15 protein-coding genes are annotated in these 14,152 nt (G+C 50.7%); 3 read left to right on the top strand and 12 right to left on the bottom strand.

The window, feature by feature from the left end:
* Positions 1 to 104 precede the first annotated feature (104 nt).
* From DW350_RS10300 to DW350_RS10285, 4 genes are read right to left on the bottom strand one after another with little or no spacing between them, the layout of a single operon-like run.
* Entirely contained in the window at positions 105 to 1,343 is a 1,239-nt protein-coding gene (locus DW350_RS10300) for an ABC transporter permease (RefSeq protein WP_226911309.1), read from the bottom strand.
* The gene (locus DW350_RS10295; RefSeq protein WP_115718789.1) at positions 1,336 to 2,043 is read right to left on the bottom strand and encodes an ABC transporter ATP-binding protein; all 708 of its coding nucleotides are present in this window, start codon (positions 2,041 to 2,043) and stop codon (positions 1,336 to 1,338) included. The genes DW350_RS10300 and DW350_RS10295 overlap by 8 nt, the downstream gene beginning before the upstream one ends.
* Positions 2,036 to 3,181: an efflux RND transporter periplasmic adaptor subunit gene (locus DW350_RS10290; protein WP_192954646.1), complete on the bottom strand. Its 1,146-nt coding sequence runs from the start codon at positions 3,179 to 3,181 to the stop codon at positions 2,036 to 2,038. Before DW350_RS10290 ends, DW350_RS10295 begins: the two co-directional genes overlap by 8 nt.
* Positions 3,182 to 3,185: 4 nt before the next feature.
* Entirely contained in the window at positions 3,186 to 3,887 is a 702-nt protein-coding gene (locus DW350_RS10285) for a YIP1 family protein (RefSeq protein WP_115718787.1), read from the bottom strand.
* Between the two features lie 177 nt (positions 3,888 to 4,064).
* Between DW350_RS10285 and DW350_RS10280 the strand changes: the two genes are divergently transcribed.
* Together DW350_RS10280 and DW350_RS10275 are read left to right on the top strand one after the other, a co-directional pair.
* Positions 4,065 to 4,844 carry an ABC transporter ATP-binding protein gene (locus DW350_RS10280; protein WP_115718786.1) on the top strand — a complete coding sequence of 260 codons (780 nt, stop codon included), beginning with the start codon at positions 4,065 to 4,067 and terminating at the stop codon, positions 4,842 to 4,844.
* Entirely contained in the window at positions 4,844 to 6,028 is a 1,185-nt protein-coding gene (locus DW350_RS10275) for an ABC transporter permease (protein WP_115718785.1), read from the top strand. The genes DW350_RS10280 and DW350_RS10275 overlap by 1 nt, the downstream gene beginning before the upstream one ends.
* A gap of 5 nt (positions 6,029 to 6,033) precedes the next feature.
* On the opposite strand, the gene DW350_RS10270 is transcribed toward DW350_RS10275, so the two are convergent.
* Both DW350_RS10270 and DW350_RS10265 read right to left on the bottom strand, forming a co-directional pair.
* Positions 6,034 to 6,258 (bottom strand): hypothetical protein, encoded by a 225-nt coding sequence (locus tag DW350_RS10270; protein WP_115718784.1) that lies wholly within the window; start codon positions 6,256 to 6,258, stop codon positions 6,034 to 6,036.
* Positions 6,259 to 6,317: 59 nt separating this feature from the next.
* The gene (locus DW350_RS10265) at positions 6,318 to 7,658 is read right to left on the bottom strand and encodes a sodium-dependent transporter (RefSeq protein WP_115718783.1); all 1,341 of its coding nucleotides are present in this window, start codon (positions 7,656 to 7,658) and stop codon (positions 6,318 to 6,320) included.
* A gap of 263 nt (positions 7,659 to 7,921) precedes the next feature.
* Here DW350_RS10265 and DW350_RS10260 point away from each other — a divergent pair, with 263 nt between their 5' ends.
* Positions 7,922 to 8,521 carry an FMN-dependent NADH-azoreductase gene (locus DW350_RS10260; protein WP_115718782.1) on the top strand — a complete coding sequence of 200 codons (600 nt, stop codon included), beginning with the start codon at positions 7,922 to 7,924 and terminating at the stop codon, positions 8,519 to 8,521.
* 50 nt (positions 8,522 to 8,571) lie between these two features.
* On the opposite strand, the gene DW350_RS10255 is transcribed toward DW350_RS10260, so the two are convergent.
* The 6 genes from DW350_RS10255 to folE all read right to left on the bottom strand — a co-directional run bounded on the left by DW350_RS10255 (position 8,572) and on the right by folE (position 14,142).
* Positions 8,572 to 9,234, bottom strand: a complete 663-nt coding sequence (locus tag DW350_RS10255) for a ChrR family anti-sigma-E factor (RefSeq protein WP_115718781.1) — start codon at positions 9,232 to 9,234, stop codon at positions 8,572 to 8,574.
* Entirely contained in the window at positions 9,224 to 9,844 is a 621-nt protein-coding gene (locus tag DW350_RS10250; RefSeq protein WP_115718780.1) for a sigma-70 family RNA polymerase sigma factor, read from the bottom strand. The genes DW350_RS10255 and DW350_RS10250 overlap by 11 nt, the downstream gene beginning before the upstream one ends.
* A 77-nt stretch (positions 9,845 to 9,921) precedes the next feature.
* Positions 9,922 to 11,118, bottom strand: coding sequence for an FAD-binding domain-containing protein (locus DW350_RS10245; protein WP_192954645.1), 1,197 nt, complete (start codon positions 11,116 to 11,118; stop codon positions 9,922 to 9,924).
* Positions 11,119 to 11,516: 398 nt separating this feature from the next.
* On the bottom strand, positions 11,517 to 12,053 hold the full coding sequence (locus DW350_RS10240; protein WP_115718778.1) for a glutathione peroxidase: 537 nt from the start codon (positions 12,051 to 12,053) through the stop codon (positions 11,517 to 11,519).
* A 421-nt stretch (positions 12,054 to 12,474) separates the two neighbouring features.
* Positions 12,475 to 13,344, bottom strand: coding sequence for a dihydrodipicolinate synthase family protein (locus DW350_RS10235; RefSeq protein WP_115718777.1), 870 nt, complete (start codon positions 13,342 to 13,344; stop codon positions 12,475 to 12,477).
* A 246-nt stretch (positions 13,345 to 13,590) separates the two neighbouring features.
* On the bottom strand, positions 13,591 to 14,142 hold the full coding sequence (folE, locus tag DW350_RS10230; protein ID WP_115718776.1) for a GTP cyclohydrolase I FolE: 552 nt from the start codon (positions 14,140 to 14,142) through the stop codon (positions 13,591 to 13,593).
* Between the last annotated feature and the right edge of the window lie 10 nt (positions 14,143 to 14,152).

Raw genomic sequence — 14,152 nt, 5'->3', positions numbered from 1 at the left:
AGCAATATCTGGCCAGCGATGAGCAGAGGCTTTTCAGCAAAGGGCAGGTCCTGCTCACAGCTTTTGCTTTAAACCCATAGCGGTTTGCCATAACCGCTTTTTTGTTATTCGTAACGCAGTGCATCGATGGGGTGCAGGTTCGCCGCTTTTATGGCCGGTAAAATACCGAACAGCACCCCAACAAAGGCCGAGAAGCTCAGGGATAACACCACCGCCCACCATGGCACCGTTGCTGCCGGAATAGAGGGTATTAGCGCCGTTATCATCCAGGCCAAGCCGTAACCTAACCCTAAACCAATCACCCCTCCTAGCAGGCACAGCAGCACCGCTTCGGCCAAAAACTGCCAGAGGATATGGGCACGGGTGGCGCCTAAGGCCTTTAGAATACCTATCTCTCGGGTGCGTTCTGTGACCGACACCAGCATGATATTCATGATGCCAATGCCGCCTACCAGCAACGACACCCCAACAATACCGGCAGCGACCCAAGTGGTGGTGCCGGTAATGGCTGAAAGCTTGTCTTGCAGCTGCTTGGCGGTTTGCAGTTCAAAGTCGTCGTCAGTGCCCTTGGCCAAATGATGGTTACGCCGTAATAGCCGTTTAAGTTGTTCGCTGATGTTGTCTTGCTGGTTGAGGTCATCCACCAGCATCGAAATGGTCAGTTGTGGCGTAGAGACAAAACCTTGCAGTGAACGGGCCGTGGCGTAGGGAATAAAAACCTGGTCGTCTTGGTCAAAACCAAAAAAGCGGCCGCGTTTTTCCAGCACGCCAATGATTTTGAACCACTCTTCGCCAAGTTGCAGATATTGGCCAACAGGGTCACCGGGGATCTTGAGATTTTTAACCACGGTTTGCCCCAGTACCACCACCCGCCGCCGGTATTGCTCGTCGCTTTTGGAGAAAAAGCGGCCCTTGTCGGTGTAAACACTGTTGAGCTCTTGGTAACTATGGCCCACCCCGAAAGTCAGCGATGTAGTTTTACGACCCTGAAAGCTAATCAGCCCCAAATTGCCGGAAAGTGGCGTGGCAACGGTGACATCAGAAACCCCGGCAATGTTGTGCCTGATGGTTTGCACATCGGTTTCGGTGAGCTTGGCAAAGTTACCGGCAATTTGTTCTTTGAGCGGGGTATAAGGCTTGACCGACAACACATTACTGCCAAGGCCGGCCAGCTGTTTATCAATACTGGCGGTCAGCCCTTGTACCACCGCAACCACGGCAATGACCGAGGTAATGCCAATGACGATGCCCAAGGTTGTCAGTACCGAGCGCATGCCGTGGGCGCGAATGGCGCTAATGGCGGCGCGTAGGCTTTCAAAGCCGGTGGCGGTGAAACTAGACAAGGCGACCTTCCTCCCCGTCAAAAAGCGTATCTTGGGTTATTACGCCGTCCATCACCCGCACCACCCGTTGGCAGTGGTTGGCAATGTCTTGCTCGTGGGTGACCACCACAATGGTTTGGCCTTCGCTGTGCAGCTCGTCAAACAGCGCCATGATGTCGCGGGTGGTTTGCGAATCAAGGTTGCCGGTGGGTTCATCGGCAAGCAGGATGGAAGGGCGGGTCACCAGGGCGCGGGCAATGGCAACCCGTTGGCGCTGGCCGCCAGAAAGCTGGTTGGGCTTGTGGTGCGCCCGTTCGGCCAAGCCCACTTTTGCTAAGGCATCCAGCGCCATTTGCTGACGCTCTTTCAGGCCGACGCCGCGATAAACCAGCGGCTGGGCAACATTATTAAGGGCACTGGCCCTGGGTAACAAATTAAAGCTTTGAAAGATAAAGCCAATTTGTTTGTTTCTAACCTCTGCTAACTGGCTTTGCTGAAGCGATGCCACATCTTCCCCGGCTAGCCAGTAGTGGCCTTCAGTTGGAATGTCCAAACAGCCGAGGATGTTCAGCAGCGTTGATTTACCGGAACCCGACGGGCCGATGATCGCCAAGTAATCATTTTTGCGCACCGCTAAATCGATACCGCGTAGCGCCCAAAAGTCTTCACCGGCCATGGTAAAGGCTTTTTTAATACCCTCCAGGCGAATGACATCAGCCATTAGCTATGACCTTATCACCGTCTTTTAAACTTCTGAGCTGCCGCGCCGGGCCGCGAATGATTTTGGCTCCCGTCTGCAAACCTTTGGTGATCATTTGCTGGGTGTCGTCAGAAATACCCACTTCAACGAATACCTTTTTCGCGGTGCCGTTGTCATCGGTCATCACAAAGGGTTTGTCGTCGCTGTTGTAACGCACCGCTTCAATGGGTACCAGCAGGGCATTGTTGGCAGTTTGGGTATATATCTCGGCGCGGCAGCTCATGCCGGGGCGAATGTCTTTACCCTTTATATCGTCTAAGAGAATTTTTACCTTAAAGCTCATGCCTTGGCGGCCCGGTGCCTGGCGGGCGGTGGTAGCAATAAACTGTACCTTGCCGGTGAGGGGAGTATTGGGAAAAGCCACGGCGTAAACGTCGGCGTCTTCACCAAGCTTGATGCCGGCAATGTCGGCCTCGTCGACTTCCACTTCGGTTAAAATCGCCGAGGTATCGGCCAGGGTCATCAGGCTGGAGCCAACGATATTGGTGGTACCGGGGATAACGGTTTCCCCTTCCTTTACATCCACCGCCGTCACTTCGCCGTTCATCGGCGCGACAAAACGGGTTTTGGCCAGGGTTTCGCGGGCGCTGGCAAGGTCGGCTTCGGCCTGCTTTAAGGCTTGCTCACGGGTTTGCAGGTCAATTTCAGCTAACGCCAGGTCAGATTTGGCGGTGTCGAATGAATCGGTATCCAGTAAGCCTTTTTTATGCAGCGCCACTTTACGGGCAACCTGGGTACGAAGGGTTTGTAAGTAGCTTTTTTGCCGCTCAATGGCAATGCGGCTTTGGCTAACATAAGCGGTTTGTGCATCCACTTGTGCTTGGTAGGTGCGAGGGTCGAGCTGAATAAGTAACTGGCCCTTTTTAACCTTGTCACCTTCCTCTACATCAACCTTTTGCACCCTGGCCGAAACCTCAGAGCGCATCTGCACCTGCTCTTTGTAAGCGAGTTTGCCCGATGCCAGCACCGAACGTTTCAGGGTACCGATTTTGGCATCGACGGTGTCGACTTTGACGCCAGAGGGCCCAATACCAATTTTTACCCAAAGCAAAAGCCCTGCCAGCACAATAATGGCAAGGCCGATTAGCAGTCGCCGCATGACCTTAGCCTTTAATGAGTTCGATGATGGCCCAAACGCCGTAGAAAACCACATAGGGCAGGGCGGCAATGACCCAGGCCCGGGTTTTATCTATCTTGGTCCAAAGCGAGATACCCAAGGCCGAAAGAAAAATCGCCCAAAAGGTAAAGAGGGTTAAAAAGCTGGCAAAGGAATACCACTTATCGCTGGGCGTGAGGCTTAAAAGCCCGGCAAGGCTCAGCATGTTTAAATCATTAAGGCTGGGCAGGGCGCTGGCAAAGAGCACCATCAGCAACGACAGCACCGTACCAATAAGCTCAGGTAACCGCGCCCAAACCGCCAGTGCAAACCAGTCGCCGTAGCTGTGGGTGTTTTCGCTGTCGACCTTGGTGGCTAACAGCAAATAAAGCCCATGCAGGGCAAAACACACCAAGTAAAAGATGACAATCTGCAGACTCATCATCAAGGTTAGGTAATGGGGAGTAAAAAAGGCCGAAGCACGCTTTATTTCTGCCGGGCTTTTATCACCCATGGCGGCGATTAACTGTTCCTTGATAATGCTGAAATCATGGCCGAGAAAATAAAAGGCAAAAAAGGCGACCGGCAAACCCAGTAACAGAATGAAAGGCAGGAAGGTCCAGTACTTATTATTGTTGACACCGTTTAAGGCACGACTAGGGGCAACAAAGATATCGAGCGCGGCACTGTAGGCCGAGGTACTTTGCATGGGAGCTCCGTTATTGTTGGCCCAAATCGAGCCGATGTTGTTTCCTTATGGCAAGTTTCCCGGCTGGCTGAAGCCAGGTCAAGATCCCGATGGGAAGGTTTACTTTTTGTAACAAAGTTCGCAACATGATTTTTTTAAACTGGTAAAAGATAAAGGCCAAAGGAAATAGGAGCCTTAATGATAAAGGTAAAAGGCTTGGCCAAGCGGTTTGTGGTAAGTGACCCCAAAAAGCTGTCAGCAGAAGAAAAGGCTGACCCCCGTTTAAAAGGGCGTTTTTTTCATTCGGTATTGTCGGTGGATTTTGAATGTGACAAGGGCCAGGTACTTGGCCTTTTGGGCCCTAATGGCGCCGGAAAAACCACCACGTTGCGTATGCTAAGTGCAGCTTTGAAGCCCGACAGTGGCAGCATTGATATTGGTGGCGTAGATGTGGTGAAAAAGCCCGAACAGGCCCGCAAACGCATTGGCTTTTTATCTGCCACCACAGGCCTTTATGGCCGACTCACCGCTTATGAAAATGTTGCCTATTTTGGTCGCATGCATGGCCTTTATCCTGGCGAATTGGCACAGCGCATGGAAATGCTGTTCGAGCTTTTAGACATGAACAGCTTTGTGCACCGCCGCGCCGACCAAATGTCTTCCGGTATGAAGCAACGTACCTCTATTGCCCGCGCTTTAGTGCATGACCCACAAGTGGTGATTTTGGACGAGCCCACCACCGGGCTCGACATTATGGCGGCCGATACCGTGATGTCTGTGGTGCGGCATTTAAAAGCGCAGGGCGTGCCGGTGATATTTTCAACCCACCATCTCGATGAAGTTGCCACCCTTTGTGACCGAGTCGTGGTCATTGATAAAGGCCACTGTATTTTTAATGACAGCCTTTCGGCTTTTAGTGAGATAAATTCCGATTTACGTCAGGCGCTGCTGACATTGCTTAAAAAGGAACCTGCCTGATGTGGACGCTTTATCAAAAGGAATTATTAGAGCTTTTACGCGATAAAAAGACGCTTTTTTTTGCGATTGCCATGCCGATTTTAATTTTTCCGTTACTGTTTGGCGGTATGGGGTATTTAACCGCCCATCAATTTGCAAAAGCGCAAACAGCTGAATTAAAAGTTGCCCTTACTCGGCCCCTGCCGATGGTGGCCGATGCGATCCGTAACGGCAGTCATTTAGAGTGGGTGCAGGGGGTTGATTTAAGCAACATCAACGCCGCCATTAAATCAGGCAAGGTGGATGTGGTGGTGGCTATTCCCGCCAATTTTAATGGTCAATCGTTAGCACAAAGCCAGTGGCAGGTGTATTTCAATGATGCATCTGCCATCAAATCGGTGATGACCCGTATCAACAAAGCCTTGGCACCCGTGCAGCAGCGCTTAAAAGACCAGTACGCTGGGCAACTGGGTATTAGCGAGCCGCAACGCCAAGCCCTGGCTGAGCCGATAGCCTTAACCAAGGTGTCGGTGGCTGATAAACGCGAATCCATGGGCGAGCGTATCGGCGGCTTTATTCCCTATTTGCTGTTTCTCACCTGTTTAATGGGCGCCATGATGCCGGCCATTGATTTAGGTGCTGGGGAAAAAGAAAGGGGCACGTTAGAAACGTTACTGCTGTCGCCGGTATCTCGCACTCAGCTTGTGTTGGGTAAGTTCTTGGTGGTGTTTACCACCTCGGTGTTGGCGGCGTTATTGTCGGTATTGAGCTTTAGTGTGTGGGCGGTCGTTGTTGGCCAGCATTTTGCGGTGAGTGCCATGGTTAAGGCTTTTGCCACGGTCGGTATTATGGATATGGCGCTGGTGCTGTTGATGCTGGTACCGGTGGCGGCCATTTTTGCCTCGGTCATGCTGTCGGTGTCGGTGTATGCCCGCAGCTATAAAGAAGCGCAAAATTATATGGGCATGCTCAACTTGGTCTTTATCATGCCGCTGGTGGTGGCGATGTTGCCTGGTGTTACCCTCAATGGGCATTGGGCGTTGGTACCCATCACCAATGTTGCGTTGGCCATAAAAGACCTTTTAAAAGGCACGCTGGACACGGGCTTATTGGGGTTGGTGCTGTTATCGACACTGGTGATTGCCGGACTTTTTATCAGCTTTTGTATTTACTGCTTTCGCCAGGAAAAAGTCTTGTTTCGATAGGCCTGTTACTCGGTGTGGGGCTTATTGTTCTGGGCTAATTGTTTGATGGTGTCCTGCTGTGCTTTTAGGTTCAATTGGTCCACGGCTTGCTGTAGCTGCAGGCGCAAGTTTTCATGGGTTAGGCTTTTAATACGGTGGTTTTGATAAAAATTAAAAGCGATAGAGAACATAAACAGCAAGGCTATCACCAGCAGTGCATCAAGGTGCAGAGTGAGTTTTTTATTGAGCATGGTGTATCCAACAAGATGACAACGTTATAGCAAAAAGCCCGGTATAGCCGGGCTTTTTGCTAGCGAAAGCTTTGTACTAAAAGTCCAATAATCAGCAGTGGACATACCCATTTAACGTACCACTGCCAAAAGCGCAGCGTCTTGCTGTTGGCAAGACTTTGGCTACCCTCGGCAAGCGCCGCTAAACAGCGCTGACGGTGCCACAGCCAGCCGGTGAAAATACACAGCAGTAAGCCAACAAACGGCTGCAGGTATTGGGTAGATACTTTGATCACCAAGGCAAACAGCAGGTTAAATTGCCAAAGAATGAGCACAGCCAAGAGGCTAACCAAAATACCAATAAGCCAAGCCGATTGCCGGCGGCTGAGTTTGGTTTCTTCCGCCACAAAACTTACCGGCAGTTCCAGAATATTAATGGACGAGGTAATGGCGGCGATGGCCATTAAAATAAAGAACGCCAATGCCACCCAAGGCCCCAGTGCCCCTAATTGGCTAAATAGCGCTGGTAACAGCTTAAATACCAGTGTCGATGAACTGACGAGGCTGCCATCTTGGCCATGAATATTGAGGCCCATATTCTGGGCGGTATACAGGGCGGGCAGGATCAGTAGCCCCGCTAAAAAGGCAACGCTGGTGTCAACCAAGGTTACCGACAGCGCCAACTTGGGTAAGTTGGCATCGCCTTTAAGGTAAGAGCCATAAACCGCCATGGCACCAACCCCTAAACCGAGCGAGAAAAAGGCTTGGCCTGTTGCCGACAATAACAGGGCCGGATCGTCGAGCGCAGTTAAATCCGGCGTTAAATAACGGGCCAGGCCCTGGCTGGCGCCTTCTTGGGTGAGCATAAAGCCAATCAGCGCAATGAGCAGAACAAACAGCATCGGCATCAGCCGTTTTGACCAATTTTCTAGGCCTTGGCTGACGCCTCGGCTGACAACCCAAACAGTCATCACCATAAAAATCAGCATAAATAATACGTTACGAGTAAAACCGAACTGCTCGCTCCACTGGGCGGCAGCCATGAGGCCGGTCAGTCGAAAGCCGGCGCCCAGCAAGTAACTGAGCAGCCAACCGGCCACAATGGCGTAAAAACTTAAAATAAGGCAGACCGTGAAAATACCCGCAAGGCCGGTAACAACGGCGAGTTTCGGTTGGCCAATGGCCATTAGCGAGCGCACCGAGTTTGCTTGGCCATGGCGGCCAATAAGTAATTCAGCAACCAGCACCGGGTAGGCTAGGGCAAACACCAATACCAGATAGACCAATAAAAAAGCGCCGCCACCATGCTGCGCGGCCTGGGTAGGAAATCCCCATATATTGCCGAGTCCGACGGCGGCGCCGGCGGCAGCTAATACGAAGCCTAACCGCGAGCTAAAGTGTCCTCTGGAGCTTGTTGTCATCGTGCGCTCAGTTGTTATTGGGGCGAAAAGCAAGAGTTTGACATAGCCGGCTATTAGCCGCCAGGAGTTTGATTTTTATTGGTTTTCTGTTTGAGTAGCCGGGGTAGTTTGAGCAGTTAAAAAGCGGATGACCTTAATGCGTGAGAGTAGAGAAACTTGAACTTTTCGATTTTGTGCAACTGAAACTGCAATTTTTAGCAGTATTCTTTTGCTTTTTTGTCGGTAAAGTAAAGCCTGTTCATTTTCACCCAAAGGATCACACCATGAAAAAAGTACTGCTGCTGACCAGCTCTATTTTTGGCGAAAACGGCAACTCTTCTCAACTGGCTGGCTATTTCAAAGCCGCTACCGAAGGCAAAGTGGCCATCACCGAAAAAGATTTGATTGCTCTTGGCTTGCCTCACCTTGAGTCTGCAGAAATGATGAGCTGGATGACAGCGCCTGCTGAGCGCAGTGCTGAACAAGCCGAGTTGGCAGCGATTTCTGATAACCTTATTGAAGAAATCAAAGCCAGCGACATCGTTGTGCTGGCGGTACCGCTTTATAACCTGGGCATTCCTAGCCAAGTCAAAGCCTATTTTGACCGCATTGCCCGTGCTGGTGTGACCTTCAAATACACCGAAAACGGCCCTGTAGGCCTGTTGGAAGGTAAAAAACTGATTGTGCTGGCTGCCCGTGGCGGTGTTTATGCCGGTACTGAATATGACTCTCAAACCCCGCATATCAAAACGCTGATGGGCTTGATTGGCATTACTGACCAAAGCTTTATTTATGCCGAAGGCCTGAACATGGGTGAAGAGCCAAAAGCCAAAGCCTTGGCGGCGGCTAAAGCCCAGATTGAAGAGCTGGCTGGCGCGCTGTAAGCGGAGCATCAGTAACAAAAAGCCCGGCTTTGGCCGGGCTTTTTTTATGTTTAGAAAAAGAGGCGAAGCAGTGGGTTGGCCATACGCCCCAAAGGGCCAGTTAATACCAAAGGCGCGCTCAGCACAGTAAAGCACAGGCAAGATTGCTCTTGGGTAAAAGGCTGATGCTCGTCATCCGGGGTCATTAGCATAAAATCGCCCTGACCATACTGGCCACGCTCGTCGTTAAGCTTACCGGCTAACACCAGGGTTATCTCTTCACCACCATGGGTATGGCGCGGTATCCGGGTTTGCTTGTCTGCATAAAGAAAGCTGGCTTTCACGTCCTTTTCGCCCAAATCAACATCCGCTGTCCACACCTTGGACCCCAACCGGCGCCAATTACCAATTTGGCCACTGAGCCCGGCTAAGGCTTTAGGCAAAACAAAGGTGTCGCCGTTCACAGACACCGTTATCGGTGCGGCTTCGCGTATTGCTACCGGTGGCACTTCGTCGTTTAACTGCGCCAGCAAAGTATCCAGCAGGCCTTCATCCACGGCCATGCTGTCGCTGAACTGTGCTTGGCTGGCTTGTGCTTCAACGGCTTGGCAAATACGCTGACACTGCGGACAGTTATCAATGTGTACAGCTAGCGCGGCACTGGTCGCCGTGGGAAGTTGCCCGGTAACGTGTGCGGCCAGAAGCGCTTTTGCAGGGTGATGATTAATCTTCACTGTGCAGGTGCTCCTTTAGACGTTCCAACGCCAGACGAACGCGGGATTTAACCGTGCCCAGTGGCACGCCCAATTCATCGGCGGTTTCTTGTTGGGTTTTGTCTTCAACATAAATCTTTTCGATAACTAAACGCTGAGCGTCAGGCAAAATAGCGAGGCACGTCAGGGTTTGCTGGCCAAGTAACTGCATATCAAGGGGCGTATCGTCAGACTCTTGCGAGGTGAGTGGCCATAGGTCGTCAGCGACCAGCGTTTCAGGACGGGCTGCTTGCCGGCGCATCATGTCAAAACTTTGATTGCGCGCGACCCGATAAATCCAAGTGCTTACCGCGGCTTTGTCTTGATCGTAAAGATGCGCTTTATTCCAAACGGTCAGCAGGGTCTCTTGTACCAGCTCCATCGCTTGCTGTTCATTACCAAACTGCTTGAACCCGAAAGCTTTAAGCCGGGGAGCGAAGTGGGCAAAAACACGCCGGAACGCATCTTTACAACGAATGTTGGCAATTTTGCCAAGATCCTGTGCCAGATTTTCCGGTGTCACTTTTGTGTCCACTTTCGAAAGGGGTCTGGCATCAGTATATCCTGAATAGCCCGTTGAGGTGCCTAACATTTATCCGCTCCAAGCGCAGCATGGTGTGCTTTAGGGTCTTTTACGGCCCTAAAGCAACAACAGATCACTTGGCGTTTTTATTGGGTACGATATTGGTGCCAGCGGTCGCGGCCCACCGCTAATGGGTAATCTTGCTGGGCTTCGGCAGCGAAAGGTAATTCGAAGATCTCGTCGGCATTCAGTTGGTTTAATTCCGGCAGCCAATACTTGATATAAGCGGCGTCGGGGTCAAAGTGTCGACTTTGCTCTAGCACATCAAAATACAGGGGGCTTTGCTGCTGATAACCGGCAATCTGCGCCCAATTGCCACGGTTGCTGGCAATATCCCCGTCCAACAAATGCTGCTCGAACCACAAAGCGCCGTGGCGCCAGTCTTGTTGTAAGTCATTGACCAAGAAGCTGGCACAGTTCTGGCGGGCTTTAAGGCTCATGTAACCGGTTTCTTGCAGCTCGCGCATGGCGGCGTCAACCAACGGCATACCGGTTTTACCTTGCTGCCAGGAGCTAAGGCGAGTATCAACCGGCGCTGGCAGGCTTTCAAAAAGCGTTTTTGGCTGGTTGTCTTGCCAGTGCTGAAAGAACTCTCGCCACAATAATTGGTTTAAAAGCAGGTCGCGCCCTTGGCCGCTAGGCGCGCTGTGGATAGATTGCCAGACATGGTCAATCGCCAAGATACCGGTGGCTAGGTACACCGACAGCATGCTTGAAAAACTGTTGCCAAGCAGCGCTTGCCGACTTTGATGGTAATTCGGTAAGAAGCGCTCCCGAAAGTAGAAAAGCCGTTCAATGGCGGCATCTTCGCCATGGTCGAAGCGAAACATCGGTGGCGGCATGGTGATCGTTGGCGCTGTTACGGGACTTATCGGCGCCGGTGCAAAGCTACGGGTTAAGTTAGGCGCCTTAATATGTTGGCGAAAGGCGCTAAAGGTGTCGTGATGGGGCAAACGGTCAAACAGCCTGTTCGCACTAATCACTTCGGCATCAAGGTGGTTTGCGAGGTCATCGCCTTCGTTATCCACCGGCTGTGCCATGCGAAGACGGCTGATATGGTTAGCGTCCATAAATGGACCCAGATGCTGCGGCTCTATAACGAATAGATCAGCCCCCCTTGCCCGCAGTGCCATTTGCAGTTTGGCCAGATTGGTTTGCAGCCAACTTCTTTTTAGTGGGGTGAGTAATTTAGGCCATGTCCACAACAGCATGGCTTCTTCTATGCCTTCAAACAGCGGATTACGGTGAAGACGCAAATGACCGTTAAGTAAGATCCCCTGCATTTTTTCTCCTTTATCGCAATGGGGCTGATTGAGTGAGGGCATTTGCGCATGCCGCGAATTCAATCAGGTGCGAAACCTATCGCTACGCTCAAGCGTTGCTTAGCTGTTCAGGCGTCCTCTGACCACGGCTATTTTTTGCCGGCAACATTTCACGTCACAAAAGACTGTTTTTGTACCGAAATCTAGGCACGCCTGTTTTTTAATCAGTAAAAAATTTGATGCAGCCTACACTATTAAAGGCTTTTAGGCTAGGCATGCTTTTTTGTTTGCCGGGGTGGAGGTGTTTGGAGAGGTGGTTTTTTTTCCTTCGTGGCAGAAATCGACAACAAAGGCGTAGCAATAAATGTTTTGTAAACGGCTAGGAATAGCGAATAAAAAAGCGGGCCAGGCCCGCTTTTTTAAAGTGCTTTTTCGATGGCCGACTGTAGCTCGTCACTTTCTGGTGTGGTTTTGGAAGAAAAGAGTTCGATAACCTTGCCGTCTTTACCGACCAGGTATTTATAAAAATTCCATTTTGGTACGCCACCATTGGCTTCTTTGGCCAAGATGCGATACATCGGGTCGGCATCAGCCCCTTTGACGTGCAGCTTCTCAAACATCGGGAATTTAACTTTGTACTTGGTAAAGCAGATATCAGCGGTAGTTTTTTCGTTATCGGCTTCCTGGTTAAAGTCGTCAGATGGAAAACCCAGGATCACGAGGCCTTTATCTTTATATTGGCTATAAAGAGCTTCAAGCCCCTTAAACTGTGGAGTAAAACCGCAATAACTGGCGGTGTTGACGATCAGTAAGGTTTTTCCTTTATAGGCTTGGCAAAGATTGACTGTCTGGTCTGAGTTTAGTTTGCGCTTAATAAACTTTAGGGTGTCTGGGCAGTCGCTAGCAAAGGCTGGCAAGGCCAGTAATGCCAACAGGGGTAAAAGACGCTTGAACATAGCAGTACTCCATGAGCTTGTTGGTGCTGTTACGGAAAAGACCCGGCAACGGTTAGGTTACTTTCATCATCCTTTAACCAATTGATAACTGCTAGTGCGGTTTGTGCAAGCTGCTTAAAGTTATCAACAGAAGCTGGGGGCAAAACTGTTGATAACATGGGTTTGAACTGGCACAGGCAACAGTACAAAACTACCTGCTGTATTTCGGATGAAACTTGAACAGCTTGTTGAGTCGGTTTAATGTTTGGTTAGCTGGGCAACTTGTCGAATAACAAAGAAAAAAATCCGCCACGGCGAGAGGGTAAAGAGGGGATTCTCAGTGGCGGCGTCAAGTGACGAGAATGCTTGCTTTTGCATAGAGCGACATTCATGCCCTGTTCCTGAAGCCGGTTACCACCAAGATCGCAAAAAGCCTTAATTGCTATAGCCATTCACAGGCTTTTAAGACGCCATAAACCTCATTTTTCCCTTTTTCTGATATTGCCAGCAGCGGCTTCGGTAAAGTCTGTGCAGCAACTCCCATCAGGCTTGCTGCCACAGCCATCACTTTTAAACTGCCATATTGACTGAAAAGTGCCCATAAGGGAGCCAGCGACCTTGCCTGTGCCAATCCTTGTTTGTTGTTACCCGCAAATAGCAATTGGCTTATGGCCATACAAGGCGCCGGAAAGGTACCTGCCAGCACGCTATGCCAGTGTGCGGCGCCTTCCACTATGGCGTTGGCGGCTAGCGCATCGCCAGCCACCCCCAGGCTAATGTCAGAAGGGAGCTGTGGTGCTAGGCGCTTTATTAGCTCGCCATTTAGGCCGGGAATTTTAAACGCTTTTATCCACGGTAATTGCGCAAGTTGTAGGCGCAGCGCGTCAGAAAAATGAAACTGTGTGGTGCGGGGGTTTTCGTAAACACAAATCGGAATAGACACCTGCTGGTTTAGCTGTTGATAGAGTCCGAACACTTCTTGTTCTTGCAAAGGTTGATACGACAGCGGTGCAACTAATAGGCCTTTAGCACCGGCTTGCTGGGCTTTTTCAGCCAACATCAATACGTCGCGAGTGGCAATAGCGCTGATGCCGACCATCACCGGAATGTCGCCTGCGATGCTTATCGCCATTTTTGCCGCGTCGTTTCTATCGGCCAGGGTCAGATAGGGGGCGCAGCCGGTTGAACCCAGAACACTAATACAAGGCACCTTGGCGGCAACCAAAGGTTCGATGACCCGTGCAAAAGCGTTGCTATCTAAACGCTCATTTACTAAAGGGGTAAGAGCATAAGCACTGAGTTGGCCAAACATCGGGATCTCTAGCGGTGAATTTATGTTGACGCTAGCGGCTAGTGCGATGAAAAACAAGCCGTTTTATTGGCTATCAAAGAGAGTAGGGCGAGGATAAAAAGAAAAGCCGCCGCGGTAACAGGGCCGGGCGGCAACACTAAATACTTGCTTGCCAAATCATTGTACCGCCACAAACCATGGCGTGAAGAACACTAAAGCTAATGCTTTGTTACATAAATTAAAAAGAGGGCTTTTGCGCCCTCTTTTTTAGCGAATGAGTGATAGAAACTCGCGGCGGCTATCGGTTGATTCTCGAAATGCGCCGAGCATGACCGATGACTTCATCGAGCTGTTTTGCTTCTCAACGCCACGCATTTGCATGCACATGTGTTTGGCTTCAACCACCACCGCCACACCCTGGGCACCGGTGACTTCTTCTACCGCTAGGGCTATTTGCCGAGTCAGGTTTTCCTGGATCTGTAACCGCCGCGCAAACATATCAACGATACGGGCAAATTTGGACAAGCCTAAAACCTTACCATTGGGCAAATAGCCAATGTGACAACGGCCAACAAACGGCAGCAAATGATGCTCACACAAGGAGTAAAGCTCGATGTCTTTGACGATGACTAATTCGTCGTTATCTGAGCTAAATACAGCACCGTTAACCAATTCTTCCAGTGATTGCTGGTAACCACGGGTCAGATATTGCATGGCTTTGGCTGCGCGCTCAGGGGTTTTCTGTAAGCCTTCGCGGGCGGGATCTTCACCCAGGCCACGGATAATGGCTTCGTAATGTTTAGCCAGTTGGTCAGTCATGAATTGCTCT

Origin of the sequence: Gallaecimonas mangrovi (assembly GCF_003367375.1) — a bacterium.
GTDB classification, from domain to species: domain Bacteria; phylum Pseudomonadota; class Gammaproteobacteria; order Enterobacterales; family Gallaecimonadaceae; genus Gallaecimonas; species Gallaecimonas mangrovi.
The sequence above is the reverse complement of the archived record's forward strand: the minus strand, read 5'-3'. Positions and strand labels throughout refer to the sequence as shown.

What these genes read in the sequence shown, in the direction of transcription:
- DW350_RS10295 (WP_115718789.1), bottom strand. Translation starts at nt 2,043, where the DNA reads ATGGCTGATGTCATTCGCCTGGAGGGTATTAAAAAAGCCTTTACCATG.
- DW350_RS10290 (WP_192954646.1), bottom strand. Translation starts at nt 3,181, where the DNA reads ATGCGGCGACTGCTAATCGGCCTTGCCATTATTGTGCTGGCAGGGCTT.
- DW350_RS10285 (WP_115718787.1), bottom strand. Translation starts at nt 3,887, where the DNA reads ATGCAAAGTACCTCGGCCTACAGTGCCGCGCTCGATATCTTTGTTGCC.
- DW350_RS10280 (WP_115718786.1), top strand. Translation starts at nt 4,065, where the DNA reads ATGATAAAGGTAAAAGGCTTGGCCAAGCGGTTTGTGGTAAGTGACCCC.
- DW350_RS10275 (WP_115718785.1), top strand. Translation starts at nt 4,844, where the DNA reads ATGTGGACGCTTTATCAAAAGGAATTATTAGAGCTTTTACGCGATAAA.
- DW350_RS10270 (WP_115718784.1), bottom strand. Translation starts at nt 6,258, where the DNA reads ATGCTCAATAAAAAACTCACTCTGCACCTTGATGCACTGCTGGTGATA.
- DW350_RS10265 (WP_115718783.1), bottom strand. Translation starts at nt 7,658, where the DNA reads ATGACAACAAGCTCCAGAGGACACTTTAGCTCGCGGTTAGGCTTCGTA.
- DW350_RS10260 (WP_115718782.1), top strand. Translation starts at nt 7,922, where the DNA reads ATGAAAAAAGTACTGCTGCTGACCAGCTCTATTTTTGGCGAAAACGGC.
- DW350_RS10250 (WP_115718780.1), bottom strand. Translation starts at nt 9,844, where the DNA reads ATGTTAGGCACCTCAACGGGCTATTCAGGATATACTGATGCCAGACCC.
- DW350_RS10245 (WP_192954645.1), bottom strand. Translation starts at nt 11,118, where the DNA reads ATGCAGGGGATCTTACTTAACGGTCATTTGCGTCTTCACCGTAATCCG.
- DW350_RS10240 (WP_115718778.1), bottom strand. Translation starts at nt 12,053, where the DNA reads ATGTTCAAGCGTCTTTTACCCCTGTTGGCATTACTGGCCTTGCCAGCC.
- DW350_RS10235 (WP_115718777.1), bottom strand. Translation starts at nt 13,344, where the DNA reads ATGTTTGGCCAACTCAGTGCTTATGCTCTTACCCCTTTAGTAAATGAG.
- folE (WP_115718776.1), bottom strand. Translation starts at nt 14,142, where the DNA reads ATGACTGACCAACTGGCTAAACATTACGAAGCCATTATCCGTGGCCTG.